This is a genomic window from Nonomuraea sp. NPDC050451, assembly GCF_044458585.1.
In genome coordinates, this window is record NZ_JBITHZ010000003.1 from 562,718 (window position 1) to 584,682 (window position 21,965).

15 protein-coding genes are annotated in these 21,965 nt (G+C 71.4%); 11 read left to right on the plus strand and 4 right to left on the minus strand.

The features are described 5' to 3' along the window. Positions 1–70 precede the first annotated feature (70 nt). Positions 71–1,126 carry a hypothetical protein gene (locus ACIBI9_RS13825; RefSeq protein ID WP_397222345.1) on the plus strand — a complete coding sequence of 352 codons (1,056 nt, stop codon included), beginning with the start codon at positions 71–73 and terminating at the stop codon, positions 1,124–1,126. Between the two features lie 62 nt (positions 1,127–1,188). Further along, positions 1,189–3,366 (plus strand): acyl-CoA dehydrogenase, encoded by a 2,178-nt coding sequence (locus tag ACIBI9_RS13830; RefSeq protein WP_397222346.1) that lies wholly within the window; start codon positions 1,189–1,191, stop codon positions 3,364–3,366. Positions 3,367–3,369: 3 nt separating this feature from the next. On the opposite strand, the gene ACIBI9_RS13835 is transcribed toward ACIBI9_RS13830, so the two are convergent. After that, on the minus strand, positions 3,370–5,232 hold the full coding sequence (locus ACIBI9_RS13835; RefSeq protein WP_397222347.1) for a hypothetical protein: 1,863 nt from the start codon (positions 5,230–5,232) through the stop codon (positions 3,370–3,372). Between the two features lie 155 nt (positions 5,233–5,387). On the opposite strand from ACIBI9_RS13835, the gene ACIBI9_RS13840 reads away from it, so the two are divergent. From ACIBI9_RS13840 to ACIBI9_RS13855, 4 genes are all read left to right on the plus strand, one after another. Next, positions 5,388–7,046, plus strand: a complete 1,659-nt coding sequence (locus ACIBI9_RS13840; protein WP_397222348.1) for a hypothetical protein — start codon at positions 5,388–5,390, stop codon at positions 7,044–7,046. A 246-nt stretch (positions 7,047–7,292) separates the two neighbouring features. Continuing rightward, positions 7,293–8,090: a glycosyltransferase gene (locus tag ACIBI9_RS13845; protein WP_397222349.1), complete on the plus strand. Its 798-nt coding sequence runs from the start codon at positions 7,293–7,295 to the stop codon at positions 8,088–8,090. After that, positions 8,087–9,226, plus strand: coding sequence for a glycosyltransferase family 4 protein (locus ACIBI9_RS13850; protein WP_397222350.1), 1,140 nt, complete (start codon positions 8,087–8,089; stop codon positions 9,224–9,226). Before ACIBI9_RS13845 ends, ACIBI9_RS13850 begins: the two co-directional genes overlap by 4 nt. After that, positions 9,223–13,278, plus strand: a complete 4,056-nt coding sequence (locus tag ACIBI9_RS13855) for an alpha-(1->3)-arabinofuranosyltransferase family protein (RefSeq protein WP_397222351.1) — start codon at positions 9,223–9,225, stop codon at positions 13,276–13,278. The genes ACIBI9_RS13850 and ACIBI9_RS13855 overlap by 4 nt, the downstream gene beginning before the upstream one ends. Here the strand turns inward: ACIBI9_RS13855 and ACIBI9_RS13860 are convergent. Together ACIBI9_RS13860 and ACIBI9_RS13865 are read right to left on the minus strand one after the other, a co-directional pair. Continuing rightward, a complete protein-coding gene (locus ACIBI9_RS13860) occupies positions 13,205–14,389 on the minus strand; it encodes an acyltransferase family protein (protein ID WP_397222352.1) in 1,185 nt (394 codons plus the stop codon). The genes ACIBI9_RS13855 and ACIBI9_RS13860 overlap by 74 nt on opposite strands. Continuing rightward, a complete protein-coding gene (locus tag ACIBI9_RS13865; RefSeq protein ID WP_397222353.1) occupies positions 14,386–15,105 on the minus strand; it encodes a methyltransferase domain-containing protein in 720 nt (239 codons plus the stop codon). Before ACIBI9_RS13865 ends, ACIBI9_RS13860 begins: the two co-directional genes overlap by 4 nt. A gap of 303 nt (positions 15,106–15,408) precedes the next feature. Between ACIBI9_RS13865 and ACIBI9_RS13870 the strand changes: the two genes are divergently transcribed. Both ACIBI9_RS13870 and ACIBI9_RS13875 read left to right on the plus strand, forming a co-directional pair. After that, on the plus strand, positions 15,409–16,350 hold the full coding sequence (locus tag ACIBI9_RS13870) for a DUF3068 domain-containing protein (protein ID WP_397222354.1): 942 nt from the start codon (positions 15,409–15,411) through the stop codon (positions 16,348–16,350). A 132-nt stretch (positions 16,351–16,482) separates the two neighbouring features. Beyond that, positions 16,483–17,589, plus strand: coding sequence for an NAD(P)H-dependent flavin oxidoreductase (locus tag ACIBI9_RS13875; RefSeq protein ID WP_397222355.1), 1,107 nt, complete (start codon positions 16,483–16,485; stop codon positions 17,587–17,589). Here ACIBI9_RS13875 and ACIBI9_RS13880 read toward each other — a convergent pair. After that, a complete protein-coding gene (locus ACIBI9_RS13880; RefSeq protein ID WP_366311043.1) occupies positions 17,586–18,395 on the minus strand; it encodes a crotonase/enoyl-CoA hydratase family protein in 810 nt (269 codons plus the stop codon). The two genes, ACIBI9_RS13875 and ACIBI9_RS13880, sit on opposite strands and share 4 nt — an antisense overlap. Positions 18,396–18,508: 113 nt before the next feature. Between ACIBI9_RS13880 and ACIBI9_RS13885 the strand changes: the two genes are divergently transcribed. The 3 genes from ACIBI9_RS13885 to ACIBI9_RS13895 are packed head-to-tail and all read left to right on the plus strand — an operon-like array spanning position 18,509 to position 21,964. Further along, positions 18,509–20,059, plus strand: a complete 1,551-nt coding sequence (locus ACIBI9_RS13885; protein WP_397222356.1) for an acyl-CoA synthetase — start codon at positions 18,509–18,511, stop codon at positions 20,057–20,059. Continuing rightward, positions 20,049–20,948, plus strand: coding sequence for a Zn-ribbon domain-containing OB-fold protein (locus tag ACIBI9_RS13890; RefSeq protein WP_397222357.1), 900 nt, complete (start codon positions 20,049–20,051; stop codon positions 20,946–20,948). The genes ACIBI9_RS13885 and ACIBI9_RS13890 overlap by 11 nt, the downstream gene beginning before the upstream one ends. After that, the gene (locus ACIBI9_RS13895) at positions 20,945–21,964 is read left to right on the plus strand and encodes a thiolase domain-containing protein (RefSeq protein WP_397222358.1); all 1,020 of its coding nucleotides are present in this window, start codon (positions 20,945–20,947) and stop codon (positions 21,962–21,964) included. The genes ACIBI9_RS13890 and ACIBI9_RS13895 overlap by 4 nt, the downstream gene beginning before the upstream one ends. Position 21,965 lies beyond the last annotated feature (1 nt).

Genomic DNA, 21,965 nt, shown 5'->3' on the forward strand with positions numbered 1-21,965 from the left:
CTTACAGAATTAGATTCTGCAGGGGTATTGAAGGAATTATCCAGCTCTCTTGTGACGTAACCTCAAGGCCATGGCGGACGTCGGCGACAAGAGACCTTCATACGATTCACCCACCACTCCGTTCCGCAAGGTCGTCCTGCCTGCCGAGGAGACGGTCAAGATCCCCCGCCCGCCGGCGGCGGGTCCGTCCGTCCCTCTCAGGCCCCCGGCAGGCAACCCGCCGGTGCAGCAGAACCCTCCCCAGCAGGCGCCTCCCCAGCAGCACCCCATCAATCGAGGCGGTCCCGGCCCGATCCCGCAGCCCCCGCTCGCGCCGCCTCCGGCGTACCAGGCCCCGATGCCCCCGCTGCCGCCCATCCCCAAGCCGCCGAGGCGCGGCATCGGTGACATTCCGATCAAGGTCGTCTATCTCCTGGGTGCGATCCTTGTCACCGTCCTCGCCGTGTTCCTGATCTTCGTGGTCTTCTCCGGCGACGTGCCCACCAACAAGCAGCCGGCCGAGCGGGTGGCCCCGGTCGCCCCCGTGCCGAGCTCCGGCGCCGCTTCGGCTTCGGCCGCCCCGAGCGCCACCGAGACCCCGATCGCGCTGCCGCCGGTGCCGAAGAGCAAGGCGTACCCGACCCTGTCGGGCACCGCGTCCGTGGTCACCGGCCTCATCAGCGACAAGAACACCGGGATCACCTACCCCAGGCTGGCCACGCCGTGGAAGGCCAAGTCGTTCCCGCCGTTCTCCATCGCGCAGCGCATCGGCAAGGTGGCCGTCCCGCACACGGTGGTCGCCTCGGCCATGTTCCCGGGTGACTCGCCCACGACGAAGCCCTCCAAGGACGCCGACTACCGCGAGCTGGCCACCCAGGCCGCCCGCTGGTCGCTCCGCACGCAGTACCCCGCGGGCGCCACGCTCGCCTGGACCGCCTCCCGGAAGATCCCGGTCGGCAAGGGCTGGACGCTCGGCTACCAGGTCACCTACACCTTCAACGGCAAGCAGCAGGTCGCCCAGGCCATGGTGACGGTCGTCGAGGTGGGCAAGACCAAGCCCGCGATGCTCCTGGCCTCCATCCCCGAGACGAACAAGAAGCGCTGGGCGGACATCAACACCCTCGTCCAACGGGTTCGACCGCTCTAGGCCAGAAGCATCCTCTAGAATATGGTTCTAGGTATGGGTCGGACCTGGCATGGAGGATGAGCATGGCGATCGGGTTGAGCGAGGAGCACGAGGCGCTCCGTGAGTCGGTGAGCGGCTGGGCCGAGCGGAACATCCCGTCCGAGCTGCTGCGCGCCGGGACGGACGGGCGTCCGCCGTTCTGGGCGGGCCTCGCCGAGCAGGGGCTGCTCGGCCTGCACGTGCCCGAGGAGTACGGCGGCTCCGGCTACGGGCTGCTGGAGACGGCCGTGGCCATCGAGGCGCTGGCCGAGCGCATGGCCCCCGGGCCCTACCTGCCGACCGTGCTGGCCAGTGCCGTGATCAACGCCTCCAAGCGCCCGGAGCACCTCGAGTCGTTCGCCGACGGCACCCTCACCGGCGCCGTCGCCCTGACCGGCTCGCTGACCGGCACCCGCACCGAGGACGGCTCCCTGGTCGTCTCCGGCACGGCCGACCCCGTGCTCGGCGGTTCGCTGGCCGACGCGCTCGTGCTGCCGGTCGCCACGGACGACGGCGAGGAGTGGATCCTCGTCGACGCCTCCGCGGTCACCGTCACCGAGGTCAAGTCGCTCGACCTGACCAGGCCGGTGGCCAAGGTGGAGCTGTCGGAGCTGGTGGTGCCCGCAGAGGGCATCCTGGGCGGCGTCCAGCGCCCCGACGTGCTGAACCTGGCCGCGATCCTGCTCGGCGCCGAGGCCGCGGGCCTGGCCTCGTGGTGCGTCACGGCCGCCGCCGAGTACGCCAAGGTACGCGTGCAGTTCGGCCGCCCGATCGGCCAGTTCCAGGGCATCAAGCACAAGCTCTCCCGCATGCTGGTCGCGCTGGAGCAGGCGCGCGCGACGGTCTGGGACGCCACCAGGGCCGACGGGAGAGAACTGGAGTACGCCGCCGCCATCGCCGGCGTGATGGCTCCCGACGCCGCCGTGCAGTGCGCCAAGGACGCCATCCAGACCTTCGGCGGCATCGGCTACACCTTCGAGCACGACGCCCACCTCTACTACCGCCGCGCGCTCACCCTGCGCGCCCTGCTCGGCTCCTCGTCGGAGTGGGCGGCCAAGGTGACCGAGCTGGCCCTGCAGGGCGTCGCCCGCGAGATGCAGATCGACCTGCCCGAGGACGCCGAGGCACTGCGCGAGTCGATCCGGGCCGAGATCGCGGAGATCGCCCGGTTGGAGGGCAAGGAGCAGAAGCGGGCACTGGCCGACCGTGGCTTCGTCATGCCGCACCTGGCCAGGCCGTGGGGCCGCGACGCCAGGCCGCTGGAGCAGGTGCTGATCGCCCAGGAGCTCAAGGCCGCCAAGGTCAAGCTGCCCGCGATGATCATCGGTGCGTGGGTGGTGCCGTCCGTCGCCGCGTACGGCACCCAGGAGCAGCAGGAGCGCTTCCTGCCCAAGACGCTCAGCGGCGAGATGATCTGGTGCCAGCTGTTCTCCGAGCCCGGCGCAGGCTCCGACCTGGCCTCGCTGCAGATGAAGGCGGAGCAGGTCGAGGGCGGCTGGAAGCTGAACGGGCAGAAGATCTGGACCTCCGTCGCCCACGTGGCCGAGTGGGGCATCTGCATCGCCCGCAACTCCAGCGAGGGCTCCAAGCACCAGGGCATCACGTACTTCCTGGTGGACATGAAGTCCCCGGGCGTCACGGTCCGGCCGCTGACCGAGATGACCGGCGAGAACCTGTTCAACGAGGTCTTCCTCGACGACGTCTTCGTCCCCGACGACCTGGTCGTGGGCGAGGTCGGCGACGGCTGGAAGGTCGCCCGCAACACGCTCTCGAACGAGCGCGTCTCGCTGTCGTCCGGCTCCGGCGGCACCGGAGCGTCCGTACCCGACCTGCTGGGCCTGATCGGACGCCTCGGCCGCGAGCTGACGCCGGCCGAGGCGCAGCAGGTGGCCGCGGTGGCCTGCGAGGGCCACTCGATCAACGCGCTGTCGCTGCGGGTCACGCTCAAGCAGCTCGCCGGGGCCGAGCCGGGCGCGGACGCGTCCGTGCGCAAGCTGCTGTCCACCTCCCACGCCCAGCATGTCTCCGAGACGGCGGTGGATCTGCTGGGTCCGGCGGCGGTCGTGGGGGCCGACATGAAGCTCGGCGACCCGGGCTACTGGAACCGTGCGGTGCTCGCCACCAGGGCGATGACCATCTACGGCGGCACCACGGAGGTGCAGCTCAACATCATCGGCGAGCGCATGCTGGGCCTGCCCAGGGACCCCGAGCCCGGAAAGTGAGCGTCATCCCCCCACGGGCTGCGGGGGGACGGCGGTGGCGTTCACGGCGGGTCTGGGGATGCCGACCCTGATCTCGCCGACGCAGGCGGACCGGCCGTCCAGGGTGCGCAGCACCAGGTCGGTCCCGCCGCCCTCGACGGCCGCGTACGTCGAGCCCAGGTCCTTGCCCGCGGGCACCCGCGTCTCGGGCCCCCCGAGCCGTACGGACAGCGTGGTCTCCACCGGGTTCAGGTAGCCGATCTGCGCCGTCCAGGTCCCCTTGGGCAGGGACAGGGGAAGGCGGAACCGGACCTCCGCCGGGCCCACTCGCGTGCAGGGGGACCGCCCGGGGACGACGGCGCCCTCGATGGACACCGGGCGCAGGCGGCCCTGCTCGTCGAAGACGAGCGGGCCGCTGACCGGCCCGTTCAGCCGACCGGTCCAGGTGACCGGGCGCGCGGCGATGGGGCCGAGCACCTTGGACGTCAGCGCGTACTCGTAGAAGAACGTGGCCACGACCACCTTCGGCGGCACGTACGTGTCCACGATGACGGTGCCGGGCGGCGTGCGTTTGAGCGCCACCCGTGCCGTCTCCACGTAGCTCTTGACCTGCTGCCCGAGGGGCAGCCGGCCGTAGGCCGTCACCGACCAGACCGAGCCCGCCGCGACGGCGGCGGCCACCGGCACCCACGCGAACCTCAGCCGGGACGCGGGGCGCAGCCAGGGCCGCTCCTCGTCCCGCAGCGGGATGAACGCCAGGCCGATCACCAGCGCCAGCACCATGGACGTGGAGGAGATGTAGCGCAGCTCGTAGCCGCCCAGGTCGGGGCCGAGCTGCTCCACCCGCCCGATCAGCACCGGCACCACGTCGGCGAGCAGCACGTAGGCGAGCAGGACCAGCCAGGCCAGCCAGGCCCGCCTGCGGTAGCGGATCGAGACCGCCACGGCCACGGCCGCCAGCCCGAGCGCGGCCCAGGCCAGTGCGGGCGGCGTGGCGGCGATGGCGTAGTCGTCCCCGATGGGCAGCCACTTCCACGGCCCGCCGAACGTGCTGGGCGCCAGCGAGCCCCACAGCAGCGTCCAGGCGAACCTGGCCGCGACCGGCAGGTCCGGCAGGCTCGGCTGCACGGTGTCGTCCGTGAGCTGCACGGATGTGAAGAGCTGGCGGAAGAAGATCACCGCGTAGACCGCGATCACGCCGGCGTACAGCACCCAGGCCGGCCACTGCCGGGGGCGGCGCAGCCACCCCACGCTCAGCGCGAGCGCGAGCACCAGGATGAACGGCGCCTTCACGAAGAAGGCCATCGCGACCGCCGTCCAGGCCGCGGCGGCCAGCGCGTGCCTGAAGCGGCCGGTCCTGGCATAGTGCACGTGCGAGCTCAGCGCCATCGGCAGCGCGATCTGGAACGGCAGCGTCTCGATCAACACCGCCCACCACGACAGCGACGAGATCGTCATCGGGGTCAGCAGGTAGAACGCGAGCGGCACCAGGATGGCCGGGCGCGGCCCGAACAGCAGCCGCAGCAGCCGGAGGAGCGCCAGACCCGCGGCGCCGAGCAGCGTCATCGCCACGGCGTGGGCCAGCACGTCGTTGTAGACCCCCAGCCGGCCCAGCGCCCACTGGATCGCGAACGGCCCGGGCACGAGGTGGCCGTAGTCCACCCGCATGAGGTAGTCCCAGGTCAGGCCGTGCTCCAGGCCGCGGGCGATGAAGGTGAAGTCGTCCTGCCTGAAGTAGGAGCGCCGTACCAGGTCGAACTTCCAGACCAGCTGGACGGCCACCATGACCAGTCCGGCGGCCAGCACGGCGTCGCCGCGCGTCCACGGGCGGCCCTCGGCGCCACGCGTCCGCGGGCGGCTCTCGGCCGTCGTCTCGCTCGTCGTCACCGGTCCCTCTGGCCCCGTCGCTCGCGTGGATCGGTCCCGCGCCGCCCCCTTCGGGGGTGTCGTGATCACCGAGAGAGCACCTGGATCTGGCGAAAGACTAACAATCGGGGGACATGCCGGGAATGTCTGTGGCTGGGTTGTGATGTCATAGCGGGATGCCGCAGACCAGGAGGGCCGGAGCAGCCTGCGCGCTGCTCGGTCTCGTCCTGGGTTGTCTCGCCCTGGGGCCCGCGCTGAAGTGGGGGTTCGTCCTCGTCCAGGACATGGTGTTCGTGCCGGAGCCGCGGTTCTCGCGCTTCACCTTCGGGCTGGCCGGCGGGGCGCCGCGGGTCGTGCCGAGCGACGCCGTCGTGACCGCGCTGGCCTCGGTCGTCCCCGCGGAGCTGGTGCAGAAGACGATCCTGCTGGGGGTGTTCGCGCTGGGCTGCGCGGGGGCGGGGCTGCTGGTCCCGTCGGCCGCGCTGGGGCCCAGGCTGGTCGCGGGAGCGTTCTACGTGTGGAACCCGTACGTCGCCGAGCGGCTGCTGATGGGGCAGTGGGCGCTGCTACTGGGGTACGCCGGTTTGCCGTGGGTGGTGCGGGCGGCGTGCGCGCATCGTCGCGTGGCCGTGGCGATGGTGCCGGCCGCGGTGGGCGGGTTCGCCGCGATGGCCGTCACCGCGATCACCGTCATCCCCTCCGCCTGGTACGGCCGGCGGAGCGGCGAACGCTCAGGCCCGAGAGCGGTAGCTCGCGTGACCAGCGAGGGCCAAGTGAGCGCGACCATCGAACACAGCGGCGAGCGGTCAGGCCTGAGGGCCGCGCGGGCGGCGGGCCTCGTCCTGGCGTTCAGCCTGCCCTGGCTGGTGCCCGCGCTGGCCCGGCCGGAGGCGCTGAACGGGGACGGCGTGGGCGTGGACGCGTTCGCCGCCCGGGCGGACGGCCCTTTCGGCACGGTGGTGAGCCTGCTGTCGCTCGGCGGGATCTGGAACGCCGGCGCGGTGCCCGCCGGCTACGACGCACCGCTCGCCGCCGTGGCCAGGCTCGTGCTGGTGGTCGCCGGGATCGCGGCGGTCACGCGCGCCCGGGACCTGCCCGGCCGGGCGGGGCTCGCCGTGGCGGCGGCCATCGGGTTCGCGATCGCCTGCCTGGGCGTCACCGCCGCCGGCCGGGCGGCACTCAGGTGGCTGGTGGAGCTGTGGGGCGGGTTCGGGGTGCTGCGTGACGCGCAGCAGTTCGTGGCGCCGCTCGCCCTGCTGGCCGCCGTGGGGCTCGGCCTGCTCGCCGCGCGGGCCGCCGCCGAGGGCGGCCGCCTGGTGCCGTACGGGGTGTCGCTCCTGGTGCTGGCGCCGGTGGCGGTGCTGCCGACGCTGGCCTGGGGGGCGTTCGGCCGGCTGGAGGCGGTGGACTATCCGCGGGGCTGGTACGAGGCCAGGGCGGCGATCCTGGCGGACGCGGCGCCGGGGGACGTCCTGGTGCTACCGTTCGAGTCTTACCGCAGGTTCCCGTGGAACGGCGGGCGGGCGGTGCTCGACCCGGCCCAGCGCTTCTTCGCCGCGCCGGGGCGCGAGGTGGTGGCCAACGACTCCGTACGGGTCGGCAGCATGGTCGTCGCGGCCGAGGACCGCCGGGTGCGCGAGGTGGAACGCGTACTAGATGGATCTTCACCAGACCTGGCCGCAGCGGGCTTCCGATACGTTCTGGTGGATGCGGGGACGGTCGAGGAGCGTGCCCGGTTCGCCCGGTGGACCCAGGGGGCCTCTCTGGTGGTCGACGGGCCTGAGCTGCGGTTGTACAGATTTCAAGCGCTTTCTGGGAACGATCACCCCACTTGATCGGCGACTTTGTGAAATTTCAGTCTTACTACTAGCGAGTAAGGAGAATTGGTTCTAAGTTGGGTGCGCCCGGGTCATTGCCGCCTCAAAGGAGGAATCCCCGGTGATAAAGATCCTCTTAGCAGCGATCATTGGCGTCGCCCTAGCCGCACTGGTGGCGACCGTCACGACCGTGTCACTCACCGGTGCCACGGCGACACCGGTCAATCGGCCGCTCTATAACTACGGCGACCGGTAACACGTGCCATGCCGCCCTCCCGTCGAGGGAACGAGAGGACGAGCCGACCGACACTGCTTGAGATCATCGTTCCCGCGTACAACGAGGAACGGCGACTTCCTGGGGGGCTCCTGCAGCTGTGCGCGAAGCTTGCCCGCCTTCCGTTCCCGACAGCTGTCATCGTCGTGGACAACGCCAGCACTGATGGCACTGCGGAGATCGTCAGAACCTGGCCGCAGGAGCCGGTCCCGGTACGGCTCGCGGAGTGCGCCACGCCCGGCAAGGGCGCGGCGGTGCGCGCCGGACTGCTGGAGACCACCGCGCCCTTCGTCGGCTTCTGCGACGCCGACATGGCCACCGATCTGCGGGCCGTCGAGCGCGCCTTCGGGCTGCTGCTCTCCGGCGAGCGCATCGTCATCGGCTCGCGGGCGCACCCTCTGGCCGAGGTGGAGCACCGGCACAGCCCGGTCCGCGAGCTGGGCGCGTACGGATTCCGCGCGCTGGCCAGAGTGCTCGTGCCCGGGGTGAGCGACACCCAGTGCGGGTTCAAGTTCTTCGACGGGTTGCTCGCCCGTGAGATGGCCGCCCGGCTGCGGACCGACGGCTTCGCCTTCGACGTCGAGCTGCTCGCGCGCTGCGTCGCCGACGGCGCCTCGGTCCTGGAGATCCCGGTGACGTGGCATGACATGCCCGGCTCGCGTTTCTCCCCGGCTCGGCACAGTCTCGGCATCCTCGTGGAGCTCTGCCGGATCTGGGCGCGGCTTCGCGCGGAGTCGCGCGGTGCGCTCAGGGTGAAGCAACCGTTGGACTCCCTCGGATATCCGTGAACATCGCCATCGTCAACTGGCGCGACCCGTGGCATCCCGCCGCGGGGGGCGCCGAGGTCTACGCCTGGGAACTGGCCCGGCGCTTCGCGGCCGACGGGGACCGGGTGTGGTTCGTCACGGCCCGCGCCCCCGGGCAGGCCCGCGAGGAGACCGTCGAAGGGGTGCGGCTGGTCCGCATGGGCGGGTCGTTCACCGTCTACCCCCTGGTGCTGCTCTGGATGTTGGGCCGGCGCAACCGGTTCGACGTGGTCCTCGACTGCCAGAACGGCATCCCGTTCTTCACGCCGCTGGTCGTGCGGCGGCGTACCAGGGTGTTGTGCGTGGTGCACCACGTGCACGACCGGCAGTTCGACGTGCACCTGCCGTGGTGGCTCGCCGCGCTCGGCCGGTTCCTGGAGGGGCCGGTGTCGCGGTGGGCGTACCGGGGGCGCGAGTGCGTGGCCGTCTCGCCGTCGACCGTGCTCGCCATGCGGGAGCGGCTCGGCTGGCGCGGGCCCATCCACCTCGTCCCGAACGGGGTGCCCGGCCGGCTGCGGGCGCCGCGCGAGAGCGCCGCGCGGGGCCGGCGGCCGCGGCTCGTGAGCGTCGGCAGGCTCGTCGCGCACAAGCGGGTGGAACTGCTGCTGGAGGCCGTGCCCGAGCTCAGGAAGCGCTGGCCGGACCTGGTCGTGGACGTCATCGGCAGGGGGCCTGAGGAGGCGCGGCTGCGCGCCGCGGCGCCCGAGGGCGTCGTCCTGCACGGCTACCTGTCGGAGGAGGACAAGGAGCGGCTGGTCTCCGCCGCCTGGCTGCAGGTCAACACCTCTCAGGGCGAGGGGTGGGGGCTGTGCGTGCTGGAGGCGGCCGCGTTGGGGGTGCCGACGGTGGCGTACGACGTGGACGGGCTGCGCGACGCGGTACGGCCCGGCGAGACCGGCTGGCTGCTGCCCGACGGCGGGGACCTGGCCAAGGGCATCACCGCGGCCATCGACGAGCTCAGGGCGGCCCCGGACACCTATAGCGCTAAATGTCGGGAATGGGCGGCTCATTTCTCCTGGGACGGCAGCGCCGCGCGGCTCTCCGCCCTCATCCGCCGTCCCGCCGACGCCCCCGACGCACCTGCCGCACCTGCCGTCCTGCAGTGGGAGGAACGGTGACCGAGCGGGCGAGGCATCGGCTCTGGCTGGCGATCTGCTGTCTCGGCTTCGCCGTGCTGTCGTTCACCACCAAGCCCGGCAGCATCATCTCCGACACCAAGCTCGACCTCGCGCTCAACCCGATCGGCTGGCTGGAGCGCGTCGCCCACCTGTGGGACCTCCAGCACTTCGGGCAGCTCCAGAACCAGGCGGCCGGCTACGTGTTCCCGATGGGGCCGTTCTTCGCGCTCGGCGAGCTGGCCGGGCTGGACGCCTGGGTGACCCAGCGGCTCTGGCTGACGGCGCTGCTCTGCCTGGCCTTCCTGGGCGTGGAGCGGCTGGCCAGGCAGCTCGGCATCGGCGGGCACGGCACGGCGATCGCCGCCGCGCTGGCGTACGCGCTGGCTCCGCGCACGCTGTCGATCCTCGGCGAGATCTCGATCGAGTGGCTGCCCGCGGCGATGCTGCCGTGGATCCTGATCCCGCTGCTCACCGCCGCGGAGACGGGCCAGCGCGCCCGCGGCGCGATCAGGTCCGGGCTGGCCGTGGCGCTGTGCGGCGGCGTGAACGCGGTGGCGGTGCTGGCCGTGCTGGTCGCCCCCGTCCTCTACATCCTCACCCGGCCGCGCCCGGTGCCCCGCTGGCGGCTGCTCGCCTGGTGGACCGGCACGGTGTCGGTGGCCACGCTGTTCTGGTGGCTGCCGCTGCTCCTGGTGGGCCGCTACGCGTTCTCCTTCCTGCCGTACACCGAGACCGCCTCCACCACCACGCAGGTCACCTCGCTGACGAACGTGCTGCGCGGCGCCTCCGACTGGGTGCGCTACCTGACCGTCAACGGCGTCGCCACGCAGCCGCCCGGGTACGAGATCGCCACCGCGGCCGCCATGGTCGCGGTCACCGGCCTGCTCGCCGCGCTCGGCCTGGCCGGGCTGGCCCGGCGCGACCTGCCCGCCAAGGGGTTCGTCGTCACCCTGTTCCTGATCGGTACGGCGGCGCTGGTCGCCGGGCACATGAGCGCGCTGGAGCCGGTCGTCGCCGAGCCCGTGCGCTGGCTGCTCGACGGGCCGCTCGCGCCGCTGCGCAACCTGCGCAAGTTCGACCCTCTCGTCCGGCTGGCGCTGGCGCTCGGCCTGGCCCACCTGCTGGCCCACGTGACGGCCCGGGCGCGGCTGCCCATCCGGTCGGTCGCCGTGGCGGCGCTCGCCGCGCTGGTGCTGCCGGTCTTCAACCAGGGACTGGCCCCGCCCGGCGAGTTCAAGGAGGTGCCGCTCTACTGGCGGCAGGCCGCGACGTGGCTCAACCAGAACGCCGGCGACGACGGGGTGCTCGTCGTGCCCGGCGCCAAGTTCGGCGAGTACCTGTGGGGCCGGCCCATGGACGACCCCCTGCAGCCGCTGTCCGCCGTCCGCTGGACCGCCCGGCAGGTCACGGCGGCCGGCTCCGTGGGCATGACCAGGCTGCTCGACGTCATCGACCAGCGGCTCACCTCGGGCCACGGCTCGGAGGGGCTGACCGAGGTGCTGCGCAGGATGGGCGTGCGCTACCTGCTCGTCAGGAACGACCTGATGCGGGCCAACCTGCAGGGAGCCTGGCCGTCACGCGTCTACCAGGCGCTGCGCGAGTCGCCCGGCATCGCCAAGGTCACCTCGTTCGGCGGCGAGGTGGGCGACACCGGCACCGACGACGCCGTCGAATCGGTGGACTGGCCCTTCCCGGCGCTGGAGCTGTACGAGGTGTCGAGCAGCTCCGACATGGTCAGCGTGCGGCCCGCCGCGGACGCGCTGGAGGTGCGCGGCGGCCCTGACTCGCTGCTGACGATGGGCGACCTCGGCCTGCTCGGCGAGGGCCCGGTGCTGGTGAACGGCGACGGGGCCGAGTCCGGCCTGCCCACCGTGGTCAGCGACGGGTTGCGGCTGCGCGAGCGGCAGTTCGGCGAGATCAGGTCCAACTGGTCGCCCACCCTGACCGCGGACCGGCGCGACGACTTCACCGGCGTCAAGGAGCTCGACCTGCTGGAGGACGGCTGGCTGGAGGAGACGGCCACCGCCGAGTACGACGGCATCGCGGACGTCACGGCCTCCTCCTCGGTCGCCGACGCGAACGCCGTGCCCGGCCTCAGCACCCCAGGCCGCGGCCCCTGGGCCGCGCTGGACGGCGACCTGGACACCGGCTGGGAGAGCGGCGGCTGGAAGCGGCCGGAGAACGAATGGCTCCGGATCGACCTCCGCCAGCCCCGGGAGATCCCCCGTCTGCGGGTGACCTTCACCAACAACCTGCTGATCAGCCAGTCGGTCCGGCAGGTGGCGGTGGAGACCGAGAACGGCCGGCTGGTGCAGGACGTCGCCAGGGGCAACGACGCCCAGACGCTCCGCGTCCCCGCCGGGCCGACGACCTGGGTGCGGATCAGGGTGCTGGGCACGTACAACGCGGAATGGAGTTTCGTGCAGCGGGTCGGCATCACCGAGATCGCGATCCCCGGGGTCCTGCCCGGCCGCACCATCAGGATGCCGGGCCGGGGCGGGGACGTCTTCGTCATGGACCGCGGGCTGGACGAGCGGCCGCGCTGCATGCGCAACTGGGCCCGCTGGGTGTGCAACCCGCTGCTGGTCAGGTCGGGTGAGGAGGGCGCCGGGTTCGACCGGACGTTCACTTTGGACTCCGGCCGGAAGACCACCCTGCGGGGCTCGGCGGTGCTGCGGGACGTCGCGCTCGTCGACCGGTTCACCCGGCTGAGCGACGACCTGACCACGGTGACCGGTTCGTCGGCGATGAGCAAGGACGCGGTGGTCGCGCCGAGGTCGGCGTTCGACGCCGACTCCGCCACCACGTGGGTGCCCTCGCCGGAGGACGCCGAGCCGACGCTCACGCTGGGCTGGAAGGGCAGGCGGACCGTCTCGCGGATCCAGGTCGCCCGCCCCGGCGGCGACCGGCAGGCGCTCGACGTGATCGTGACCGGTGCCAAGGGCGAGGTCCGCGGCGGCCGGGTGGACGCCGGCGGGACGGTGCGGTTCAAGCCGCTCACCACGACGCGGCTGAAGCTGCGCTTCTACCCGGCCTCGCGCCGGCTCCAGGTCACCGAGCTGGTGATCCCCGGCGTCAGCCCGGCGAGCCGGCCGGCCGGGCCGGAGTTCCGGCTCGCCTGCGGGATGGGCCCGACCCTCCAGGTGAACGGCGCGGCCGTGAAGACCAAGGTCACCGGCGTCTATGCCGACCTGCTGGAGGGCCGGCCCGTGCAGATCACCGCGTGCGGCCGGGTCTCGCTGCGGGCCGGGGACAACCGGGTGCGGGCGGCCGGCTGGGAGCCGTTCGCCGTGGAGAACCTCGCGGTCGGCGCGTTCCCGTCCCGGCGCAAGGCCGTGGAGAGCTCCGCCGCCCGTGGCGCCTGGTCCTCCGTCGAGCGCGAGGTACGGGTGAGCGCGCCCGAGGACTCCTTCCTCGAGGTCAACGAGAACTTCAACACCGGCTGGCGGGCCGAGCTGGAGGGCCGGCAGCTGCGTCCGATCCGGATCGACGGGTGGAAGCAGGGCTGGCAGCTGCCCGCGGGCACCGCGGGGACGGTGCGGCTGACGTACGAGCCCGACCAGCCCTACCGGCTCGCGCTCGGGCTGGGCCTGGCCGGCATCGCGCTGCTCGCGCTCCTCTCCCTGGTGATGCACGGCCCCCGCCCCGAGCACGTCAAGGAGACCGCCGCCGCGGCGGAGTCGCGGCTGTCGCGCTGGCGCGTGCCCTACGTCGTGGTGCTGGGGCTGGCGTTCGGCGGCTGGGTGGCGAACTGGCCCGGCATGCTCGTGGCGCTCGCCGCCGTCGTGGTCACCCTCTGGCTGCGGGTACGCCGGCCGCACACGCATTGGGCGGCGGCGGGCCTGTTCGGCGCGGCGGCGTTGGCGCTGGCCGCCGGGGTGTTCCTGCGCAACCGGGGCATCGACGTCGATCCGCTGCTCGACCAGGTGCCGCAGCTCCTGTCGTGCGCGGCGATGGGGTCGCTGTTCGGTCAGCTCGTCACGGCGCCGGAGCCGACACCGGAGCCTGAGGTTCCGGTCGAGCAGGAGGTGCTGACCGCCACCGGCGGCTGAGTCGCAGCGCGTTCTCCTCGACGAGGTGGTAGCTCACGGCGCTCACCAGCAGCGAGCCGACGAGCGTGGGCACCGCCACGCCCACGAAGTCGCCGCTGAACACCTGCTTACCGGTGATCTTGTAGAAGAGCGTGATCACCGGCGCGTGCCACAGGAAGAAGCTGTACGAGATGCGCCCCAGATAGGCGGTCACCGGGTTGCCCAGCACCCGGTGCGGCAGCGTGTCGTGCCGGGAGGCCAGCGCGAACGGGGCCACCAGCAGCACCGCCACCGCCGTCTCCAGGACCATCCGCCACAGCGACTGCGACAGGCTGGGCAGCGTGAGGGTACGCGGCCCGGCCAGCTCCGTGCTCAGCACCGCGAACGCCAGCAGCGCCAGCACCAGGAGCTGCGGCGCCAGGGCGTCGACCACGTCGCGCCGCTTGATCCACACCGACAGCACGGCCATCGCCATGCCGGCGGCGAAGAAGATCAGGTGGTTCGGCAGCCACAGCGCCAGCTCCGGCTGATCGAGCACGTGCGCGACGACCACGCCGGACAGCGAGATCACCGGGAGCACCGCGATGCCGCCGAGCAGCCTGACGGGCCGGTTGCCGCCGCGCGCCCACCGGTGCAGGAGCCAGGCGAGCGCCGGCAGGACCAGGTAGAAGGCCATCTCGATGGGCATCGTCCACATCTGGTAGAGCCCGTCGGGCGCCCGCCCCTGCTCGAAGTAGTTCTGCAGGAGGAGCAGCCACTTGAGCCAGCCCGTCCAGTCGAGCTGCCCCCAGGCCCAGAGCGCCACCGCCGTGACCAGCCAGTAGGCGGGCAGCACGCGCATCGCCCTTCGCCACAGATAGCGGCCCACCTGCGGCGACGGCGCGTCCTCCAGCACGGCGCGGGCCCACGGCCGGTAGAGCAGCAGCCCGGACAGCAGGAAGAAGATCGGCACGGCGATGCCGAGCCGGGACGTCATCCAGGCGAACATGCCCTCCTGGTAGATCATCCCGGTGTTGCCGCCCACGTGCAGGACCCAGACGCCGAGCGCGGCCAGGGCCCGGATGCCGTCGAGCGCGGAGTCCCGCCCGGTGGCGGGGCCTTCCGCGGACGGGGCTCCCGCGGCGGCGGTCACCCGAGTTTCCTCAGCACCAGGACGAGGTTCCACGTGACGAACTCCCGGACGACGGGGATCTTGACCAGCGGCCGGCACCACCACGGCAGGTAGCGGGGGAAGGCGTCGACCAGCTCGACGTCCCGCGCGGACCGCGCCCAGCGCAGGCCGTGCGTGACGGAGACGGGGAAGAGCGAGTGCCCGTAGCGGTTCTTGGGCTGCTTGCCGTGCACCCGCGCGTACCGCCGGGCGGCGTGCTCGCCGCCCAGGTAGTGCCAGGGGGAGGTCTCGTGCCCGCCCCACGGGGAGAGCCAGTTCGTGTACGCGAGGAAGATCAGCCCGCCCTCACGGGTGACCCGGGCCATCTCGTCCGCCATCCGCCACGGGTCCGGAACGTGTTCCAGCACGTTGGACGAGAAGCACACGTCGACCGACCCGTCGGCCAGCGGCAGCTCCAGGGCGCTGCCCAGCACGCCGGAGCCCGGTACGCCCTGGCCGGTCAGCTCGCCCGCGTCGACGTCCACGCACACGCACCGGGCGCCGGCCCGCCTGAAGGCGTCGGCGAAGTATCCGGGGCCGCCGCCCACGTCGAGCACGGTGGCGCCGGCCAGGGACACGCGGTCCGCGAGCTGGGCGGCGGTGTCGGCGGCGAGGGTGGTGTAGTACGCGTCCGGCTTGGCCTGCTCTGTTCTGAACGCGCGGAACAGCCGGATGGACCTGGCCAGATCGGCACGCATGTCCACGACTCCGTCCCGTTGAGAAGACACCCAGAATAGAACGCGTTCCGATGCCTGGGTACAGGCAATCGGCGGGTGACGTCAAGAGAACGGTCGGCCGACGCGGACGCCACCGGTAAACTGCCGCCGTTCGTAGAACATGTTCCGATTTGTTACTCGGATGTGGCTGTGAAGACGTCTCGCCGGATGCTACTTTCCAGTAACGATCATGTTACGTACATCACACGCGCGACTTGATGTCCGGGGGGCGGGGCGCTGAGTATGTAACCGGTTCTCGCACCTTCGACGCCAGGAGGATCTTGAATGCAGCGTACACCTGTCCTCGTTCTCGTCGCCGTTGGTGCGTTTCTGGTCGTTCTAGCGGGGATGGTCAGATTCTGGGCGGCGGAAAAGCTCATCTCCGCGCCGGCGGGCCAGTACAACACCGTCGAGCTTGAGGCCCCGTCGGCCCAGTACTTCTCCGTCGCCGACGGAAAGGTGCTGACCGCGAACCTCAAGATGCTGGTCACCACTCGCGGCGACGTCTCGCAGGCCACCGATTCGCGGGTCGTCTGGGACGAGTTCACCGTGGTGGACGACGTCACCAACAACAAGCCGCAGATCAACATCTCCGAGCGGCGCAGCGCCTTCGACCGGCACACCGGCGTGGGCGTCAACTGTTGCGGGGTGAGCGTCAACAAGGAGCCCGTGAACCTGGAGGGGCAGATCTACCTGTTCCCCTTCGGTGTGGAGAAGAAGACCTACAAGTACTTCAACCAGACGGCCAAGCGCGCCTTCGACGCGACCTTCGTCGGCGAGGACACCGTCGACGGGCTGCCCGTCTACAAGTTCCAGCTGAAGGTGCCGCCGACCAAGATCGCGACGCTGAGCGCCCCCGCCTCGATGATGGGGATGACCGGGACCGGTGACGTCCAGGTCGACCGCTGGTACGAGGGCGTGGACACGTATTGGGTCGAGCCCACCAGTGGCGCGCCGGTCAAGCAGGAAGTGAGCAGGAACGAGACGCTCAAGAGCCAGGACGGGGTCGAGCGGGCCAAGGCCCTGGTCGCCACCGCCTCCTTCACCCCGAAGACCATCTCCGATCTGGTGGCCACGGCCAGGGACGCCAAGAACCAGATCACCCTGGTGAAGACCACGATCCCCATCGCCCTGCTGGCGGCGGGCCTGCTCGCGTTCGGCGGCGCGCTGGTGGTCGCCCGCCGCCGGGCGCCGCGAGCCGTCATCAAGGAGCCGGTCGAGGCATGAGGCGTCGCGATTGGAACGGGTTGCAGTGTGGCCCGGCTGCGCATGAGCAGCCGGGCCAGACTCGTCACTAGAGCAAAGGTTCTAGGATAGAACGCGTTGCAGTTTGCTGGTTACGCGGCTTATCGTCGGCACATGCGGACACGTGTCACGGACATGTTCGGAATCGAGCTCCCGATCTTCGCCTTCAGCCACTGCCGGGACGTGGTCGCGGCCGTGAGCCGCGCCGGCGGCATGGGTGTGCTCGGCGCGCTCTACTTCACGCCTGAGGAGCTCGAGACCGAGCTCAAGTGGATCGACGACCACGTGGACGGCAAGCCGTACGGTGTGGACGTCGTCATGCCCGCCTCCTACGAGGGCGCCGACTTCGCGCCCGAGGAACTGGTGGGCCGCCTGCAGTCGATGATCCCCGACGGCCACCGGGGGTTCGTCGAGAACCTCCTGGCCAAGCACGGGGTCCCGCCGCTGTCGTCGGACGCCGACCCCGGCAAGGTGCTGCTCGGCTGGACGGACGCCACCGCGCGCCCCCAGGTCGAGGTGGCCCTGCGGCACCCCATCGCGCTGCTGGCCAACGCGCTCGGCCCGCCCCCCGCCGACGTGGTGGACCTCGCCCACGCGCACGGGGTCAAGGTCGCCGCCCTGGCCTCCACGCCCCGGCACGCGCTCAAGCAGGTGGAGGTCGGCGTGGACGTCGTGGTCGCCCAGGGTACCGAGGCCGGCGGCCATACGGGCGAGATCTCGACCATGGTGCTGATCCCGCAGGTGGTGGACGCGGTGGACGTGCCCGTCCTGGCCGCCGGCGGCATCGGCAACGGCCGCCAGATGGCGGCGGGGATGGCGCTGGGCGCCGAGGGCGTCTGGACCGGCTCGCTCTGGCTCACGGTCGAGGAGGCCGACACCCCGGAGATGGCCAAGCGCCGCATCCTGGAGGCCACCTCCCGCGACACGGTCCGCTCGCGCAGCTGGACCGGCAAGCCCGCGCGGCTGCTCAAGAACGCCTGGACGGAGGCGTGGGAGTCGGAGGAGTCGCCCGGCACGCTGCCGATGCCCCTGCAGTTCATGCTGGTGTCGGACGCCCTGCGGCGCATCGGCCGCTCCGACGTGTCGGACCTGGCCACCTTCCCGGCCGGCCAGGTCATCGGCATCACCAACCAGGTCCGCTCGACCAAGGACGTCATGTTCGGCCTGGTGGAGGAGTACGGTGAGGCGCTCGAACGTCTGGAGCGCCTCACCGGCGACTAGCGCGCGTGGTAGGTCGGGGGACGCTTCTCGCGGAAGGCCCGGGTGCCTTCCTTGGCGTCCTCCGACCCGATCACCGGCCAGCCGATCTCGTCCGACACCTTCAGCGCCTCCGGCTCCGGCATGCCCAGAGTGTCCCGGTACGTGCGCAGGATCGCCTGCACGGAGAGCGGGCCCGAGGCGGCGACGTCCTCGGCCAGCTCCCGGGCCGAGGCCAGCGCCTGGCCGTCCGGCACCACGCGGTTGACCAGCCCCATGGACAGCGCCTCCGCCGCCGTGATCGGGCGGCCGGTCAGGAGGAGGTCCATGGCGTGGCAGTACGGGATCTGCCGGGGCAGGCGTACGGCGCTGCCGCCCATGGGGAAGAGCGCGCGCTTGGCCTCGAACAGCCCCAGCGTGGCCGACTCCGCCACCACCCGCAGGTCCGTCCCGACCAGTAGCTCGGTGCCCCCCGCCACCGCGTAGCCCTCGACCGCGCTGATGATCGGCTTGGTGGGCAGTTCCTCCCTGAGCAGGCCCTTCCAGTGGAAGTTGGGGATCTGCGCGGCCCTGGCCTGGACCTCCGGGTCCGTGGAGGGCTGTCCCATGGCCTTGAGGTCGGCCCCCGCGCAGAACGTGCCCTCCGCGCCCGTCAGGATCGCCACCCTGATCCCGGCCTCGGCCGACGCGTACGCCCATGCCGAGGCCAGGCCGATCAGCATGTCCGAGGAGAGCGCGTTGCGCGCCTCCGGCCGGTTCATGGTGACGATCAGGACATGGCCGTCGCGTTCGATCCGGCAGTGGGGAGTGCTGATCGGCAGGAGCTCCACGTACGCCTCCGGAGTGTCTAATCAAGCGCTTGCTACGAACTTCGGCCCCAGGATACGCTCCCAGCAGCAAACGAGAACAGGTTCCTGTTTTGCTCACGCCACGAGGAGCTCACATGGGCACGCTCGGTTTCTGGAGGCTCGCGCAGGCGGATCCCGAGTGGATCGCGGCCGTGGACCCCGACGGCACGGAGCATCGAGCGGGCGATCTGCTCGCCCGCGCCAACCGCCTCGTCCACGGCTTACGCGGGCTCGGGCTCCAGCCCGGTGACGGCATCTGCGGCCTGGTGCCGAACGGCGCGGACGGGCTCGTGCTGTATCTCGCCGCCATGCAGGCCGGCTGGTACTACACCCCGGTCAACTGGCATCTGACCGGCCCCGAGATCGCGTACATCGTCTCCGACAGCGAGGCCAAGGCGTTCTTCGTGCACCCCCGCTACCTCGGGGAGGGCGCCAGGGCGGCCGAGGCGATCGAGCCGCACCGCCGCTTCCTCGTCGGGGAGGACAAGACCGACGGCTTCCGCCAGGCGAGCGAGCTGACCGACGGCCAGCCGGACACCGCCCCCGCGGAGCGCACCGCGGGCGCCACCATGCACTACACCTCGGGCACGACCGGCAAGCCCAAAGGCGTCAAGCGCCGGCTGAACGGCCTCGATCCGGATGACTCCGCAGAGCTCATGACGTTCCTGCTCGGACTGTTCGGCATGACCCCGGGCCGCCCCAACGCCCACCTGGTCACTTCCCCGAACTACCACACCGCGGTGACCCAGTTCGGCGGCACCGCGCTGCACATGGGACACACGCTCGTCTACATGGACAAGTGGGACGCCGAAGAGCTGCTCCGGCTCTGCGAGCGCCACGGCGTCACGAACTCCCACCTCGTCCCGACCCACTTCAAGCGGCTGCTCGCGCTGCCGGAGGAGACCCGGGCCAGGTACGACCTGTCCTCGCTCAAGTGGATGATCCACGCCGCCGCCCCCTGTCCGGTCCCGGTCAAGTGGGCGATGCTCGAGTGGTGGGGCGACTGCGTGTACGAGTACTACGCGGCCACCGAGGGCGGCGGCACCCTGGCCACGCCCGAGGACTGGAAGGCGCATCCGGGCACGGTCGGCAAGGCCTGGCCCATCAGCGAGCTGCTGATCGCGGACGATCAGGGCGAGCCCGTGCCGACCGGCACCGCCGGGACGATCTACATGAAGATGATGGGCGTCCCGTTCGAGTACAAGGGCGACCCCGCCAAGACCGCCGCGAACCGGCTCAAGGAGTACTTCACCGTCGGGGACATCGGATACCTGGACGAGGACGGCTTCCTCTACCTCTGCGACCGCAAGGCCGACATGATCATCTCCGGAGGGGCGAACATCTACCCGGCCGAGATCGAGAACGAGCTCATGATCCACCCGAAGGTGGCGGACGTGGCCGTGTTCGGCATCCCGGACGAGGAGTGGGGCGAGCAGATCAAGGCCGTGGTCGAGCCCGCGCCGGGCATCGAACCCGGCCCCGAGCTGGCCCGGGAGCTGCTCGCCTCGCTGGAGGGCCGCCTGTCCAGGATGAAGTGGCCCAAGAGCGTCGACTTCATCGACGAGATGCCCCGCGAGCCCAACGGCAAGCTGCTCAAACGCAAGCTCCGCGCCCCGTACTGGGAGGGACGAGACCGTGCCATCTGATCCGCTGGTCGCCCAGCATGTCCTGGAGTTCCCGGGCGGCTACACGAGAACCACAGGCCCCGTGATCGGCCGGTTCCTGAGCGAGTTGCGCGGCCGGCGCATCGTCGGGGTGCGGACGAACGAGGGCAAGGTGCTCGTGCCGCCCCTGGAGTACGACCCCGCGACCGGCGAGCCGGTGACGGGCGAGTACGTCGAGGTCGGCCCGGCCGGCACGGTCACCACCTGGGCGTGGGTGGACGAGCCGCTCGAAGGCCACCCGCTCGACCGCCCCTTCGCCTGGGCGCTGATCAAGCTGGACGGCGCCGACACCGCGCTGGTCCACGCGGTGGACGCGGGCAACCCCAAGGCGCTGGCCGTGGGGGCACGCGTCTGGCCGGTCTGGAGCGACCGGCCCACCGGCCACATACGCGACATTTCCCATTTCGCCCCAGAGGTCACGAAGATCGTCTCCAACGTGCGCGCCGAATACCGCCTCCAGGCGGGCGGCGCGCTCCGCGTCTTCCTGGAGGGTGTCCGGCGCGGCGTCTTCCTCGGCGGGCGGTGCGAGAGCTGCGACAAGGTGTACGTGCCGTACCGGGCATCCTGCCCCGAATGCGGAAGCGGCATCGCGGAGACGCTCGAACTGCCCGACACCGGCACGATCACCACGTTCGCCATCAACAACCTGCCGGATCCGCGGGCCCCGCAGGTGCCGTTCGTGTCGGCGTACATCCTGGTCGACAACGCCGACATCCCCATGATCGCGCTCATCGGGGACGTACCCGCTCACGAGGTGCGCCAGGGCATGCGGGTCAAGGCGGTCTGGGTGCCGGAGAGCGAGCGTACGGCGTCAATGTCGAACATCCGCTGGTTCGCCCCCACCGGCGAGCCCGACGTGGAGCTGTCATGAGAGATGTCGCGATCGTCGCGTTCGCCCAGACCCGGCACACCGACCACGACGCCGGGCAGACCGAGCCCGAGCTGATCCTGCCCGTGATCGACGAGGTCAAAGAGCGCACGGGGCTCAAGAGGTTCGGCTTCACCTGCTCCGGCAGCTGCGACTACCTCGCGGGCGCCCCGTTCTCGTTCGTGTCGGCCCTCGACGCGCTGGGCGCCTGGCCGCCCATCTCGGAGAGCCACGTGGAGATGGACGGAGCCTGGGCCCTGTACGAGGCGTGGGTCCGGCTCCAGCACGGCGACATCGACTCGGCCCTGGTCTACGGGTTCGGCAAGTCGTCGCTCGGCGACCTGAACACGATCATGACGATCCAGCTCGACCCGTACTACCTGGCGCCGCTCGGCCTCGACCTGCTCTCCTACGCCGCGCTCCAGGCCGGCGCGGTCGGCGCGGACCGCAAGGAGCTCGACGAGATCGTCCGCAGGAGCCGGGCGGACGGGCGGGGCAACCCGTACGCGCTCGACCTGCCCGACCCGGACGGCGAGGACTTCGCGGTGCAACCGCTGAAGAAGACTGACGTGCCGCCCATCACGGACGGCGCGGCGGCGATCGTGCTCGCGGCCGGTGACCTGGCCGGGGAACTGTGCCCGAACCCCGCCTACATCCGGGGCATCGCCCACCGCATCGAGCCCCACTACCTGGGGATGCGCGACCTTTCTGTGTCGGCCTCCGCGGCCGACGCCGCACGGGCGGCCGGGGTCGGCAAGGGGCCCGTCGAGGTGGCCGAACTGCACGCCCAGTTCCCCCACGAGGAGATCATCCTGCGCCGGGCGCTGGAGCTGCCCGGCGAAACGGTGATCAACCCGTCCGGCGGCCCGCTGGCCGCCAACCCCGTCATGGCCACGGGCCTCATCCGCATCGGCGAGGCCGCGCGGCGCATCCTCGACGGCGACGCGAGCCGCACCGTCGGGCACGCCGCCGGCGGCCCCTGCCTGCAGCACAACCTCGTCACCGTATTGGAGGCGTGAC